Origin of the sequence: Limimaricola sp., from assembly GCF_016125575.1 — a bacterium.
In the GTDB taxonomy this organism is placed as follows: Bacteria; Pseudomonadota; Alphaproteobacteria; order Rhodobacterales; family Rhodobacteraceae; genus WGLM01.
Genome location: NZ_WGLM01000004.1, coordinates 338,654 through 353,679, shown reverse-complemented (window position 1 = coordinate 353,679; position 15,026 = coordinate 338,654). Strand labels below are relative to the sequence as shown.

11 protein-coding genes are annotated in these 15,026 nt (G+C 64.2%); 5 read left to right on the top strand and 6 right to left on the bottom strand.

Annotation, left to right across the window (positions count from 1 at the left end; translation table 11 throughout):
• Window positions 1–39: 39 nt before the first annotated feature.
• From GC146_RS08620 to GC146_RS08610, 3 genes are all read right to left on the bottom strand, one after another.
• Entirely contained in the window at window positions 40–2,733 is a 2,694-nt protein-coding gene (locus GC146_RS08620) for a DUF4214 domain-containing protein (protein ID WP_291837094.1), read from the bottom strand.
• Between the two features lie 137 nt (window positions 2,734–2,870).
• Window positions 2,871–3,527: an ABC transporter ATP-binding protein gene (locus GC146_RS08615; protein ID WP_291837092.1), complete on the bottom strand. Its 657-nt coding sequence runs from the start codon at window positions 3,525–3,527 to the stop codon at window positions 2,871–2,873.
• An 8-nt stretch (window positions 3,528–3,535) separates the two neighbouring features.
• Window positions 3,536–4,798 carry a hypothetical protein gene (locus tag GC146_RS08610; protein WP_291837090.1) on the bottom strand — a complete coding sequence of 421 codons (1,263 nt, stop codon included), beginning with the start codon at window positions 4,796–4,798 and terminating at the stop codon, window positions 3,536–3,538.
• A gap of 131 nt (window positions 4,799–4,929) precedes the next feature.
• Between GC146_RS08610 and GC146_RS08605 the strand changes: the two genes are divergently transcribed.
• Window positions 4,930–5,742: an ABC transporter permease gene (locus GC146_RS08605; RefSeq protein ID WP_291837088.1), complete on the top strand. Its 813-nt coding sequence runs from the start codon at window positions 4,930–4,932 to the stop codon at window positions 5,740–5,742.
• On the opposite strand, the gene GC146_RS08600 is transcribed toward GC146_RS08605, so the two are convergent.
• On the bottom strand, window positions 5,739–8,111 hold the full coding sequence (locus GC146_RS08600; RefSeq protein WP_291837086.1) for a glycosyltransferase: 2,373 nt from the start codon (window positions 8,109–8,111) through the stop codon (window positions 5,739–5,741). The two genes, GC146_RS08605 and GC146_RS08600, sit on opposite strands and share 4 nt — an antisense overlap.
• Before the next feature lie 290 nt (window positions 8,112–8,401).
• Here GC146_RS08600 and GC146_RS08595 point away from each other — a divergent pair, with 290 nt between their 5' ends.
• The 4 genes from GC146_RS08595 (at window position 8,402) to GC146_RS08580 (ending at window position 14,100) form a co-directional block, all read left to right on the top strand.
• Window positions 8,402–9,076 carry a TetR/AcrR family transcriptional regulator gene (locus GC146_RS08595; protein ID WP_291837084.1) on the top strand — a complete coding sequence of 225 codons (675 nt, stop codon included), beginning with the start codon at window positions 8,402–8,404 and terminating at the stop codon, window positions 9,074–9,076.
• On the top strand, window positions 9,066–10,301 hold the full coding sequence (locus tag GC146_RS08590) for an efflux RND transporter periplasmic adaptor subunit (protein ID WP_291837082.1): 1,236 nt from the start codon (window positions 9,066–9,068) through the stop codon (window positions 10,299–10,301). Before GC146_RS08595 ends, GC146_RS08590 begins: the two co-directional genes overlap by 11 nt.
• A 9-nt stretch (window positions 10,302–10,310) precedes the next feature.
• Entirely contained in the window at window positions 10,311–13,589 is a 3,279-nt protein-coding gene (locus GC146_RS08585; protein WP_291837080.1) for an efflux RND transporter permease subunit, read from the top strand.
• A 169-nt stretch (window positions 13,590–13,758) separates the two neighbouring features.
• Window positions 13,759–14,100 (top strand): DUF2853 family protein, encoded by a 342-nt coding sequence (locus GC146_RS08580; RefSeq protein ID WP_291837078.1) that lies wholly within the window; start codon window positions 13,759–13,761, stop codon window positions 14,098–14,100.
• Between the two features lie 227 nt (window positions 14,101–14,327).
• On the opposite strand, the gene GC146_RS08575 is transcribed toward GC146_RS08580, so the two are convergent.
• Both GC146_RS08575 and GC146_RS08570 read right to left on the bottom strand, forming a co-directional pair.
• Window positions 14,328–14,753, bottom strand: coding sequence for an EVE domain-containing protein (locus tag GC146_RS08575; RefSeq protein ID WP_291837077.1), 426 nt, complete (start codon window positions 14,751–14,753; stop codon window positions 14,328–14,330).
• On the bottom strand, window positions 14,753–15,025 hold the full coding sequence (locus tag GC146_RS08570) for a YciI family protein (RefSeq protein ID WP_291837074.1): 273 nt from the start codon (window positions 15,023–15,025) through the stop codon (window positions 14,753–14,755). Before GC146_RS08570 ends, GC146_RS08575 begins: the two co-directional genes overlap by 1 nt.
• Window position 15,026: the final 1 nt, after the last annotated feature.

Genomic DNA, 15,026 nt, shown 5'->3' with positions numbered 1-15,026 from the left:
CGGGCATGTGCATTTCGCCATCGTCCATGCGTTGACCCTTCAGCCCAGCGCGATCATGTCGGTTTGGATGTCTTGCAGGGCAGTGTCGAGGAAGGTCACGCTGTGGCCGGCATCGGTAAACACGACATCCGGCCCGACTTGCGCCATGTGGGTCAGCGCCACCGTGGCATCGGCATAGCCAAAGCCGGTCAGCGCGACGGTATCCCACCGCTCCAGCCCGACGACTGTGTCGTTGCCCGTCTCGGCAGCGGCGAAGACAAAGGTATCGGCGCCGAACCCGCCAAACAGGATGTCGTTTCCGTTTCCACCCGCCAACACGTCATCATGGCAGATCGTGTGCATCAACGCAGTCAGCGGGGCCGTTGTGGCGTTGATAAATTCCTGGCTTTGGGCAAAGCCCTGCACCACCTGCTCGCGCGTCTGCCGTCCGGTGTCGAGTGCATCAACCCAGCCCGACAACCCCGCGCCGGGCGCGCGATGCAGCACGTTTTCGTAAAGGAGGGTCACGAATGCCGTGTTCGTGGTCGAACCGTATTTCTGGGTGAATTCGGCTGAGACGGTGAAATCGTGCACGATCGCGTCAAGGCTGCGCCCATTGGCCAGCGCCATGGTATTGGCCCGCAGCGCCGCCTCTTGCGGTTCGCGGCCAAGCGTGGCGAGGAAGACGCGGTAGACATCGTCGGTCCAGCTGGCCTGCGCGCCTGCACGGCTGAATTCCAGACTGCGCCAAGCCGTGGCGTTGATGAATTCCTGACTGTCGACGAAGGACAGCACCATCTGTTCGCGGCTTTGGGCGCCACTTTCCAATGCGTATGTGTAGGCGGCAAGGTTGGCACCGGGTTCGCGCCCCAGCACGTTGTTGAAGAGCAGCGTAACGAACCCGGTATTGTCGGTGTCACCGTATTTGTTCTGGAATTCAGGCGAGGCGGTAAACCCGCTGACGATGCTCAGCATATCGTGCCCGGCCATGATCTGGTTGGTCCAGTTGACATAACCGGCATAGTTCGGGGCGCGGTCCAGCACCGCTTCGAAAATCCGATAGGTCGTGGCGGCGGCGATGTCGAAGGCCGCCTCCATCCCTTCACCGCGCAACACGTCATTTCCATCCATGCCCGAGATCGCGTCATGTTCGGCGGCGCGGCCGAGCAGGTTTTCAGGGCCATTATCGCCGATCAAATGACGGCTAGCCGTGGCGCCGCCCAGCGTGGCGCCGGGGATCAGGGCCGCGGGGGTGGTCCGCGCGGTTTGGGACGGCACGGTCACGTGCCAGAGATCGGTCAGATCGGACAGTGTAAAACTGGCGGGCGCAATGGGTTTGCCATCGGCCGCGAGGAGATGGACGGTTTCACCTGCAAAGGTCAGGTCGGCACCGCTGGCCGTCTGGGAGATGCTGACGGCCCCGAGCGTGTAAAGCGGGCCCAGCGCGGACAGGTCCAGCCGGTCGATGCCCAGCTGATAGTCCATCACCCAGTCATCCGCCCCATCTGCCTGAAAGACAAAGACATCGGCGCCCGCCCCGCCCCACAGGCTGTCCTGCCCGGCGCCATCGATCAGCACGTCGGCGCCGCTGCCGCCCAGCAGCTGATCGGTGCCGGCGCCGCCCATCAGGATATCGGCGCCGTCGCCACCGTTCAGACTGGCACCGCTATCAGGCGCGGTCAGGACAAGGCCCGCCTGCCCCGGATCGACCGTCAGGCGGGTCAACCGGGCATCGACGGAAGACGTTGCAAAAACATCGATCAATCCGTCATGCACGGCCGTGCTGAGCGCGCTGATATGGCTCAGCGCCGTTGCTGTCGTGTCGGCGATGGATTCGAGATGCAGCAGACGGCCGTTGGGCAGCAGCGTCATCAGGCTTAGCCCGTCATCGGCGCCACCGGCAACGACATAGACACGCGCGCCAACGGTCGCGGTCGCCAGGGCCGTGACGCCCTGAAACCGGGTTGTCAGCGTGTCGTTCACCTGGTCGGTCGCGGTCAGGCTGCCATCGTCCCCCACCGCCAGAACAGTGACCGAACTGCTCGCGGCTGAAGCCACGATTGCATAGGCCTGGCCCGCCAGTGTCGTGCTTTCGATCCGCGTCGGCGTTGCGATGGGCAGGGCATCGACGGCGCCAAGCCGGGCTGTCTGCGTCAATGCCCCGTCGGCTGTTGCGGCAAAGCATGTGACGCTGTTGGAGGTGGTCGAGATGGCCAGCAGGTAGTCCGCGCCGCCTACTTGGGCGTCGGCCAGATCCAGCAGATCCATCCCCGCAGTGCCCAGCGGCGTCTGCCCGCGCAGGCTGAAGTTGCCGTTGCCGTCGGGCAACCATGCCTCGATCCCGGCGACATCGGCAGAAACGGTGTAGAAGGCAGCGCCGATCTGCTGCAGAGCCAACACCCGCCCCGACCCGATCGCCATCGTCTGGGCCGCCGAGAGGGTGCCATCTGCCGCTATCGTGGCGCAGAGGACACCGGCGGCAGCCTGCCCGTAGGTCAGAAGGACAGTCTGGCCGCCGATGTTAGCGGTCTCGATCCGGGTTGGTGCGGCCATGCCCGCGGGCGGGCCGAAATCGATCCGGTCGATCACGCGCAGCGCCCCGAGCGTTTGCCACGCCATCACGCCGCCGCCCTGCGCGCTGCCGGTAAAGACCGCCGGGCCAGTGGACGTCATGAAGGTGGCCACCCCGGTCATCGAGACAAGGCTGGCCGCTGGTCCGTCGGCATAGCTCCCGACCTTTGTGAAGTAGCTCACAAGACCCCCTTCGACGCCCACCACGGCAATCGCGGGTATCTTGCGCGCGGCTGGACGTCATGCGCAGGGCCAACAGGGTGACGGAAATGCGGCGATTATCGACAATTCGAAGTGCCGGCGGGCACGGCCCGAGTGACCTATCCCAGCAAGTTGCGCTCGTGCTGCGCGATGGCGGCCTCGACATCGTCGAACCATGTCAGCTTGCCGGCTTCCAGCACGATGGCGGCATCGCAGAGGCTGCGGACCTGCCCCATCGCGTGGGTTGCCAAGATGGCACCCGCTCGCGATAGCCGATCCTCGAACATCGTCTGGCTGCGGGCGCGAAACGCGGCGTCGCCGACCGCCGTAATCTCGTCGACAAGGTAGGTATCGAAAGCGATGCCCATCGAGACGCCGAAGGTCAGGCGCGATCGCATGCCGGCGGAATAGGTGCTGAAGGGCAGGCGGAAATGCACGCCCAATTCGGCAAAATCTTCGACGAAGGCGACGAGGGCATCGGAATCGACGCCATAGACTCGCGCGACGAAACGCGTGTTCTGAACGCCGGTAAGGTCGGCATGGAACGATCCCGCGAAACCCACTGGAAAAGAAATGCTGCCGGTCGAGGAAATGCGGCCCGCCGTCGGCGCCTCGGTTCCCGCGATCATCCGCATCAGTGTCGACTTGCCGGCACCGTTTCGGCCCAGAAGCGCCACCACACGGCCAGCCGGGATCGCCAAGGACACGTCCCGGCAGACCAGCTTGCGCCGTCCGTCACGGACATATTCCTTTGTCAGACCTTCGAACCGGATCATCGCGCGCCTCAGCGGCGATCGCGGAGCGAATGGATCATCAGGACGGCAAGCGACCATGACAAGAACAGAAACCCCGCAAGCCCGCCCAGCAGCACGCTGCGGCGTGGATACTCTGCCTTTTGCGCGAGCGTGGGGGCCACATAGGTGGCAAGGTAGCGACTCTTGCGCTGGGCATCGGCAACGGCACCATCATAGGCCGCCAGCGCCGAAACGTATGACCGCTCGGCGAAATCCCGGTCGACCGACAGGCGTTCATAGTCGCCCACAAGCGTGGCAAGGCCCCCGTCGCCGGTGGCGGTGGGACCTGCGCCAGTCCGCGCCTTTTCTGCCGTGATCCGATCCTCGATCGCGGTGACCTTTCGCCGGGCCTGCACCATCCGCAGATCACCCTCCCGAACGGTGCCTTGCAGCAAATCCAGTTCGATCATCGCCGAGGCAAGCTGATTTTGCAGGACGCCCAGCAGGCTAGCCTGACTCTGGATGTCGGCGGACGGATCGACCATCTGGTTGGCGTTGCGAAAGGCCGTGACGGCCTGACGGGCCTGTTTCAGGCGTTCGACCGCGGTGGAAAGTTCGGACCGGGCGTAGCGGATCGCATCCTCGCGCGCGCTGGAATTGAGATCGTTGATCATTGTCGTGCTCTTGTCGAAGATCGCACTAGCGATGCGGCGGGCATCGGCAGGATCGAAGGCCAGAACCCGCACCTCGATCAACCCGGTGCGCGATTCGTAGCGTATGGCTACCATGCGGCGCCAATAGGCCAGCAGATCTTCGACGGTGCCGGGCGCGTGATAGGCAAAGACGGGGTCGCCCGTCGGGCGTGACCAGATTTGGCGCAGGTCCACCTGCGCGTCGATATCGGTGACCAGTTGCTGGCTCCGCAGGAATTCGTAAAGCATGTCGGCGTCCGAAGCACTCGACCCCGAGACAGAGGCGAAGCCGCCCAACAGGTCGACCGCTGACGGCGCATCTTCCTTGCGAATCGAGAATCCGACAGTCGAGGCGTATTGCGGCGCCGCGACCCGCCACAGGTAAAGGCCGGCGGCAAGGCTGGGCAGAAGAACCAGCATCACGAATGTGGCCAGCACGACCCGATGCCGGGGACGCGGACGTGCGCGGCCGACGGGCGGCGCGATGACTTGCCGTGTCGGCGCAGGTGCTGTCAGCGGCTGCGCCGGAGATGCGGGGCGCGGGCCGGGAACAACCCGCGCCTCGGCAGGGCGAACAGCGATGGCCTGTTCTGGCGGCGCGGCGATAGGTTGGTGTTTCATCGGGTGGCCCGTTGCCTGTGTCGTCACAGGCCTCGTCTACATACCGAATCTTTAGAAAATGATTATAGCCGTCGTGGCATCGGCAGGCAGGCGCAACGCGGCCTGCAGCCACCGTCAGCACGGGGTTAGCGATGCGTTCTTCCTCCGACATGCCACAGGCCGCTCTGCCGCACGCGGCCCGGCGCAAGGCAAGTGCGCGAACGATCCTCGCGCTGATGCTGCGCGAGATGGCAACGACCTATGGCCGTTCGCCCGGCGGCTCTGTCTGGGTCATTCTCGAACCGGTGGGTGGCATCGCGATCATGTCGGTCGTGTTTTCGGCGCTGGTTCAGGCGCCGCCGCTGGGCGTCTGTTTTCCGGTCTTTTACGCCACCGGGATGCTGCCCTTTGCACTTTACGGAACGATCCAAAGCAAGGTGTCGAACGCGCTGATGTTCTCCAGGCCGCTCCTTGGCTTTCCGCGCGTCACCTTCCTTGACGCGATCCTTGCGCGCTTTGCGCTCAACATGATGACAGAGGCGATGGTGGCCTACATCGTCTTCGGCGGACTGCTGATGATCTACGACGATCATGTCGCGCCAGACCTGCCGGTGATCGCGTTGTCGCTGATGCTTGCGGGGCTGGTGGGGCTGGGTGTTGGCCTGCTCAACGCTTTTCTCTTCACCCGGTTCAACGTCTGGCAACGTGGCTGGTCAATTCTGACACGTCCACTTTTCCTGATGTCCTGCGTCTTTTTCCTGTTTGTAAACCTGCCTGACGGCTTCCAGTCGGTGCTGTGGTACAATCCCCTCGTGCATGTCGTGGGCCTGATGCGGCACGGCTTTTACCCCGGCTATGACAGCAGCTATGTGTCCGTCGGCTACGTCCTGTTTTTCAGCGGGGCGACAGGGCTGGTCGGGTTGATCCTGTTGCGACGCTATCACCGCGAATTGCTGTCATTCTAGGCCGCGAGGGCCCGCGTTCCGGCCGCCGCAAGGCATGCCAAAAGGGCATCGGCCAAGGCGTCGGGGCCTTCGGGCCCCTGGTGCCAAGGCAGAACAATTCCATGTCCGCCGTGCGCCAGGCTCGCCTTCAAGGCCTCGGCTTGCCCACCAAGATCAAAGCAGGCGACGGGCAGGCCAGTGGCAATCGCCTCATGCGTGGTGAAAGAGAATGTCTCGGGCCAGACCGACGGGATCAGCCAGAGGCCGATGCCGTGGCGGTGCACAAGACGGGGAATGTCCGCCATACCATAGGCGCCGGTCACCCGGACACCGCGCGGCAGGCGGATGGCCGGGTCCACCTCGCCGACCACGACCAGCCGGGCGCCGCGCCGGTTCAGCGCCGCGGCAAGCCCGGGCAACAGCCCGGCGCCCTTTTGCGGCCCGATGCGCCCGAGGACCCCGATCACCGGCGGTTGGCCGTGGCGTGGCGGCCCGACAAGGCGTAGCGGGCCAAGATCGGGGCGATGCGGTTGCACGACAATCCTGTCGGCCGCCTGCGGAAAAGCCGCGGCGACAAGGGCATGACTGGCCCGCGAAAAGACGACAAGACGTTCGGCCCGTTGCATCAGCCGGCCCCAGGCTATCCGCCATTCTGCTAGGTCCACTTGTCGCCCGCAGCGCCCGCGACTGCGATGGGCCCGGTCGGCCGAACCGCACTTGGGCAGACCGCGGAAGTGGCCATCAGACCCGATCAGCGTGTAGGACGGGCTGAGCGGAAGATAATCGTGGAACAGAACTTCGATTGTCTGGTTCGCGCCGATCTGCATCAGAAAATCGGGCAGGTCGATGGGATCAGGGTCTCCGACGCCGCAGGAGTAGATGACACGGCGCGCCGGCAACCGCCTCAGCAGCGTGAGAACCTGTGCCCGATCCTCGCAAGCGGCCGCAGTCACGCCAGCGGGCGTATGCACTTCGATCTGCCACCGATGAGGGCCCCCGACACGCAGTACCACGGCCACGCCGATCCGGGTCACGTCCGCGCCGATACGACGGGCCAGATCATCCTCGGCCCCGCCGCCCAGAGCATGGCCAAGATAGATCGGCACCGGCCCGTCGGCCCTCACCGCGGCCCAGGCCATCGCCGCAACCATGCGCGCGCCGATCAGCGGGTCGTCCCGCAGAAAGCCTTGCACACGGGCGTTGTAACCGGGGTAGCGGCGGTCGATCAGTGCGCCGTTCTTGGTGCAAAGACGTGCCTTTTGCGTCGCACCAAAAGAGGTGCCGCCACGATGCTCGACGAATAGTGCGGGCTGGACAAGGTGCCGCCCGGCGATATGGCGGGCGCGCTGGCACCAGTCCACCTCTTCGCCGTAGCCGGGCCCGAACGCGGGGTCGAACCGCGGCAAGCGGCGCAGGAAGGCCGGCGACAGCGCCATGCAAAATCCGACGCCTGTCGGCACCTCCCGCGGGGCAAGACCCGCCGCCGCGACCAGCGCATCAATGCGGTCGCCCTCGCCCGGACGCAGCGGCTGACCCCTGCAGATCACCGGCGCCGTCATCAGCTCGGCCTCGTTCGACAACGGCGTCACGCTGGCCACGGCCGGATCGGCCAGCGGCGCGACAAGGCGGCTGGCCCAGGCCGCCGGAACAAGCGTATCGGCGTTCAGCAGAATGACCGGATGCGGGTGGTGGCGCGCCGCTTCCAGCCCACGATTCACGGCACCGACAAAGCCAAGGTTCACCGGGTTCTCGATCAGGACAATCTCCAGCGCGGCGGTGGCATTCGCGGCGACCCATCGGCGCAGAAACGGACGGATCCGCGGATCGGGTGAGGCATCCTCAACAAGGATCAGCCGCCATGGAAGGTCAGTATGACGGAGGAGGCGATCAAGCGCCTCGGACAGAACGCCAAAGGCCTCGTAGACGGGCAGGATGATGGTGACGGCGATTCCGGCAGACGCGTCGGGCGCGGCCGGCCCGGATGGCAAGCCGCCATCCGTGTCCAGTAGCGGCACCGATTGGCGGCTTAACCCCATCACGCGCTTCATTTGCGCCCGTGCGCTGACGTCCTGCCAACGCGCCCAGCGCCACGCCGCGGGCAAGGCACGCAGGCAAGCCAGTGTGAAACCGGGAAAACAGCCGATTGCCGCCAGCCATCTGCGCCATGCCGGGAAGGGAACAAACGCAATTCGCCGCCGATTGCCCCCATCCTCTTCAAATTCGAGGCTGAGAAGCCCCGGCGAATCGTCAATGTCGAACTGGAAGCGGCGCGCACCGGGTACGTCGCCCGGCGGCAGATCAAGCCGGCGCAGCACCATTCCGGCAGCAGCGCTGACCCGTGTGGCCCCTGTCGCACCCTCAACCCACACCCGCCCGCCGCGGAGTGTCACGCGGCTGATCCTGTCAGGGCCGCGCACGCCGGGCCCGCGGCGTGACAGACGCATATGGACTGCCCGGTATCGACCGAACAACCGCCACACCCGTCCGGCCAGACCCCCGACCTGAGTCCCCATTTGCCGTCTCTTCCTGCATTACCGCCCACGCATTGGGCAAATTCGCAACGCTGCATCCTTTGCGTGTGCCCAGCGTGCAGGGAAATTCAGAAAGTTTCGGTTACCGTCTTGATATTCGCGTTGCCTGCCTAGATGAGAACAAACATTCATTCTCATCCCGCGAATCCATGACCTCAACGATCGAACACGAGACAGACTTGCCTGCGCAGCACCCAAGGGTGCGCGATATCCTTGACCGTTTGCGCGGCGTCTTCGCCGACAAGGGCTTTGACGGGGCAAGCATGCAGGACCTCGCCCGCGGCGCCGGGATGAGTGCGGGTAACTTCTACCGTTACTTCTCGTCCAAGAACGCGCTGGTCGAAGCCTTCGTCGAGCAGGACCTGCTGGACATCGAGAGCGATTTTCACGCCATCGTCACATCGTCCTCGCCGCGTAAGGCGCTGCGCGAGACACTGCGGCGCAGCCTTGAAAGCTTTCACGACACAAAGGCCGCGCCGCTTTGGGCCGAGATCGAGGCCGCCGCACAACGCCGGCCCGAGATCAAGGCGATCCACGACCGGATGGAAACCAAGATTGCCGATTACCTGATCCAGGCCTTCGCGGTCATCGCCGGCATCGGGCCAGAGGCCGCAAAAGAGCAGTTCTCGGCCCATGCGACGATGATCTTCCTGCTGGTGCGCGGCGCGGCAATGCAATCGTGCGATGCGGCCGCTCCGCCCATGCAGGCAGATCGCACCGCCGTGACCGGCCTTGCCTTGCGCCTTGTCGACCTAATTATTGCCGAAATCGCCGGTCAACAGGACCGCGCCCATGATGCCGAAAGCCAGACCCATGTTGCCTAGGACCCTTATTGCCGTCTCCTTCGCCCTTGCCAGCACGCTCGGGACCGCCGCGCTTGCCGAAGGCACGGCCACCACTTCCACATCGACCGATACGGCTGGCAATGCCAGCGCATCCGCGGCTGACACGCGGCCGGCAATCTCGGTCTCGACCGTGGGAACCGCGACGATCGAAGGCAACATCTTTGTCTCCGGCACCATCGGCCCGGTCGAAAAGGTGCTGGTCCAGCCGCAGATCGAAGGGCAGGCCATCGAGGAATTGCTGGCCGATGTCGGCGATCATGTCGAGGTGGGCCAGCTGCTTGCCCGGTTGTCGACCGCTGCGCTCAACCTCCAGAAAAGCCAGCTGAACGCAGCGCGCGCCGCGACCGAGGCGAATGTGGCACAGGCGCAGGCCGCGATGGTGGCAGCCCAAGCCGCCGCCGATCAGGCCGTCCGCGTCAGCGACCGCACCGCGACGCTGCAGCAGCAGGGTGTCACCTCTTCCGCTGCGGCCGATCAGGCCAAGGCCGCGGCCGATTCGGCGCTGGCCCAGCTGACCTCGGCCAAGGAAGGGCTGTCCGCCGCCAAGGCGCAGCTCGCCGTCAACGATGCTCAAATGGCCAATGTCGATCTGCAACTGCGCCGCACGCAAGTGATCGCCACCGTGGCCGGCGTAATCTCCGAGCGCAACGCGACCGTGGGCGCCATCGCCTCGGGCGCCGCGGCGCCGATGTTCGTCATCATCAAGGATGGCTTGCTGGAACTGCGCGCCGACGTGGCAGAGCAGGACGTTGTGAAACTGGCCAACGGCCAGGCCGCTGAAATCAGCCCGGTTGGTTCGGCACAGCCGCTGAGTGGCCATGTCCGGCTGGTTGAACCAAAGATCGACCCGACGACGCGCCTGGGCGTAGTCCGTATCGCCATCGACGATTCGTCGAGCGTGCGTGACGGCCTGTTCGCGCAGGCGCGGATCACCGTCGCCCGGCACGAGAATGCCGTGGTCGTGCCGGTGACATCGGTCACGACCGACCCGGATGGTACGTTCGTTCTGGCCGTGGATGACAACGGACAGGTTCACCGCACCCCCGTCATGACCGGGATTCGCGATCAGGGCATGCTGGAAATCACCGACGGGCTGAAGGCCGGCGCAACCATCGTTGCCCGCGCGGCTGCGTTCGTCCGGGACGGCGACATGATCAACCCGGTTCCCGATACCGCCGCCGCTGCGGCCCCGGTTTCGAACTAGGAGAGCGATATGAACTTCTCCGCATGGTCCATCCGCAATCCGATTGCGCCAATCCTGGCCTTCGTGATGTTCCTGTTCCTTGGCTGGCAGGCCTTCAACAACCTGCCGATCACCCGATTCCCGAACATCGATGTGCCGCTGGTCGCGGTGTCGGTCACGCAGGCCGGCGCCGCGCCAGCCGAGCTTGAGACACAAGTCACGAAGGAGATCGAGGATACGATCGCCGGGATCAGTGGCGTCAAGAACATCAATTCGACGATCACCGACGGCTCTTCGACGACCGTGGCCGAGTTCCGTATGGAAGTCCCGACCGACAAGGCGGTGCAAGACGTCAAGGATGCGATAGACCGGATCCGCGGTACCCTGCCCGGCGATGTCGATGCGCCGGTTGTGACACGGATTGACGTCGAAGGGCAGGCGATCATGACGTTCGCGGTCTCTTCGCCCAACATGTCGCTCGAACAACTGTCGTGGTTCGTGGACGATACCGTTACGCGCGCGCTACAGGGCCAGTCCGGAATTGGCCGGATCGACCGCTACGGCGGCGCCGACCGCGAGATCGCGGTGGCGCTTGACCCGGCAAAACTTGATAGCTTTGGCATCAGTGCCGCGGCTGTCAGCGCTCAACTTCGCGCGACCAACACGAACCTTGGGGCCGGGCGTAGCCAGATCGCCTCGGGCGAACAGGCCATCCGCATTCTCGGCGACGCTTCCACGGTGGCGAGCCTTGCCAGCACCACGATTGGCTTGCCCTCGGGCCGCTTCGTCAAGCTGTCGGACCTTGGCACCGTCACCGACAGTTACAAAGAACTGCGCTCGTTCTCGCGGTTCAATGGAAATCAGGTTGTTACCTTCGGCGTTTTCCGCGCCAAGGGAGCAAGCGAGGTATCCGTCGCCGAAAAGGTCAACGCCACGCTGACCACGATCCGCGCGCAGCATCCCGAGGTGAAAATCACCCCGGTCGACGACACGGTCTATTACACCTACGGCAACTACGAGGCCGCGCTGCATACCCTGATGGAAGGCGCTCTGCTGGCCGTCATCGTGGTGCTGCTGTTCCTGCGCAACTGGCGTGCGACGTTGATCGCTGCGGTGGCGCTGCCGCTTTCGGCGATCCCGACGTTCTGGATCATGGACCTGCTGGGATTCTCGCTGAACCTGGTCAGCTTCCTCGCGCTGACACTGGCAACCGGTATCCTCGTCGATGACGCGATCGTCGAGATCGAGAATATCTCGCGACACATACGCATGGGCAAGACACCCTATCGGGCCGCAATCGAGGCGGCAGACGAGATCGGCCTTGCGGTCATCGCGACGACCCTAACGATCGTTGCGGTTTTCGTGCCGGTGTCCTTCATGCCGGGCATTCCGGGACAGTATTTCAGCCAGTTCGGCCTGACCGTGGCCATCTCGGTGATCTTCTCGCTGCTGACCGCGCGCCTGATCACGCCGATGATGGCCGCCTACCTGATGCGCGCCAAAGATGCGCATGAGGAGCACGAAAAGGACGGCCTGATCCTGCGCAGCTACTCGCGGCTTGTGCGCGGAACCATGCGGTTCCGCTATCTCACGCTGCTGGCGGCAGTGGGCGTGCTGATCGTCTCGCTCTTCTTCCTCAGCAAGGTGCCGGGCAGCTTCATTCCGCCCGATGACGTCAGCCGGATCTCGGTCAGCGCTGAATTGCCGCCGGGCTCGACGCTGGCCGATACAGACCGTGCAACGCAGCAGATGCAGCAGCAAATCGCCAAGCTGCCCGGGGTCGAGAACATCTTTGTTCTTGGTGGTGCTTCGCCCACCGGCGATCTGGACATCCGCCGTGCCACGGTGACGGTGCTGCTGGAGAAGCTGGATCACCGTCTGATCTACAAGCTCTCGACGCTTGGCCGGCAGATTCCACTGATTGGCGCGCTGGTACCCAAGGTGGAATCCCAGGGCCGGACGATTCCGCAAAGCGTGATCGAAGGGCAGGTGTTCAAGATCGTCTCCGAGATCCCCGACGTGCGGGCGTCAAAGCTCAACGACCGTGGACAGCGTGACATCTCGTTCTCGATCCTGTCGAACAACGAGGCCGATCTGAATGCTGCGGCCGCCGCGCTGGAGGCCAAGCTGCGGGGGGATCCGTTGCTGGCCAACGTCGCGGCCGAGGGCGCGCTGCCCCGTCCCGAGGTGCAGATCGTGCCGCGCAAGGATGAGATGGCCCGCCTTGGCATCACGACTCAGGCGCTGGCCACGACGATCCGTGTCGCCACCATCGGCGATTTTGACGCCGCGCTGGCCAAGGTCTCGCTCGACAACCGGCTGATCCCGATCCGGGTGAAGCTGACCGACGGGATCAAGGATGACGTGGCGCGTCTGGGTGCGATCCGGATCAATACCGCCTCGGGTGGAACGGTGCCGCTGAACGCAGTGGCCGACATCAACATCACCCAAGGGCCGAGCACCATCGACCGCCTCAACCGCGAGCGACTGGCCACCATTGGCGCCAACCTGCCGCCCGGCGTGGCGCTGGGCACCGCAACCGCGCGCTTCAACGAGTTGACCAGCCAGGTCAAGCTGCCGCCAGACGTTCACATCGCCTCGTCCGGCGATGCCGAGGTGCAGCAGGAACTGGTCGCCAGCTTCGGCAACGCGATGATCATGGGCCTGCTTCTGGTGTTGACGGTGCTGATCCTGCTGTTCGGCTCGGTCATTCAGCCCTTCACGATCCTGTTCTCGTTGCCACTCGCCATCGGCGGCGTGGCGGCAGGCCTGATCCTGACCAACAACGCGCTGTCGATGCCGGTGCTGATCGGCATCCTGATGCTGATGGGCATTGTGACCAAGAACGCGATCCTTCTGGTCGATTTCGCGGTCGAGATGCGCAAACAGGGGATGGACCGCTTTGCCGCGATGGTCGAGGCCGGACGCAAACGCGCGCGGCCCATCGTGATGACCTCGATCGCGATGTCGGCGGGCATGTTCCCCTCGGCACTGGGGGTGGGCGAGGGCGGATCGTTCCGCGCGCCGATGGCGATTGCCGTGATTGGCGGCATCATCGTCTCGACCGTGCTCAGCCTGATTGTGGTGCCCTCGTTCTTCATCATCATGGATGACCTGTCCTGGCTTCTGGGCAAGATCTTTGGCCGCATCGTCGGCAAGAAGGAAGAAGAACCCAAGGCGCCCGAACCCGAAGCTTTGGCCGCGACGCTCGAAACGGCGAAGTCCGAGATCGACCAGCTGCGTGTCCGGCTCAACTTGCTCGAATCGGGCAAGGGTGGCGGCCTTCCGGCCCGGCACGCCGCCGAATAATCCCGCGCCTGCCCGCGTTTTCAATCGCGGGCAGGCGTTTCATGGGGCCGCGCCGGACGGATTTCCGTTTGCATTTATCCAAGGTCGGTCTAGCCTTCCGCCCATTGTCAGACCCGTTCCTGTCTTGAAAAAGACCGCGACGGGTAGCGCCATCACAATGGAGGACCCGATGGGCAAGAGAGACGACCTGATCGCGAAATATGCCGACGACCTGCGCACCAAGTGCAACATGACGCCCGACATGGACCTTCTGACGAAGGTGACCATCGGCTGTGGCCCGGCGATCTACAATGCCGATGCCTCGACCGTCGCCGGCAGCCAGCCCGAAGAACTCGAAACCGTCAAGAACAGCTTTCTTATCAAGAAGCTGGGCCTCAAGGACGGTCCGGAGCTGATGGACGCGATCCACGCCGTCATCAAGACCTACGGTCAATCCGAGCGGAACAAGTACCGCGCCGTGATCTATTACATGCTGACCAAGCATTTCGGCAAGGAATCGGTCTATAGCTGATCGGTCGTAAAACGCTCCAGTCCTAACGCCCGCGGTACCTCCGCGGGCGTTTTCGTTTCTGGCAATTCGATTTGCATTGTCTGGACAATTGCTTTGCCTCGGAACAGGCATTTGCCCTATTGCGAGATGACCGGCCAGGACGGCCAGGATCCGAATTTCATGTCGCGTGTGGGAGTGCGCGGGTGAGATGGGGGATCCGGCATCGTCCGGATCCCCCGTTTTCTTTTTCAGCCAGCTTTCTCCAGCCCGCCCAAGGCACAGACGATCTGCCATTGCGCATCGGTGACAGGTTGCACAGACAGGCGTGAGTTACGGACCAGAACCATGTCGGACAGGCGCGGGTCGGCCTTGATGGCGTCCAGCGTCACGGGGCGAGGCAAGGGCGCAACCGCCCGGATATCAACACAGTCCCAGCGTGGATCATCGGTGGTGCTATCGGGATGCGCGGCGGCGCAGACCTCGACGATCCCGACCACTTCCAGTCCTTGCCGTGAGTGGTAGAAGAACCCGCGATCGCCCACCACCATCACGCGCATGTTGTTGCGCGCCTGATAATTGCGCACGCCGTGCCACTCTTCCCCGGCCTCGCCTTTGGCCACCTGTTGGTCCCAGTTCCATGCGTCCGGTTCAGACTTGAACAGCCAGTAGGCCATCAGCCGATCACCTTCTTCCAGGTGCGCAAGGTGACTTCGGAGAACAGGCCCGCGCGAGCGTATGGATCATCCGCCGCCCAAGCCTGTGCCGCAGCCATGTCAGGCACGTCGAGCAGGATCATCGAGCCGGTCATCCGCCCCTCGGCGTCGATGAACGGCCCGGCCAGTTCGACAACCCCGGTCTCGGCCACGTAGGCAAGGTGTGCCTCGCGGTTGTCGAGCCGGACTTGCAGGGCATCGGGCTTGTCAGTGGCGATCAGGACCACGTGCATC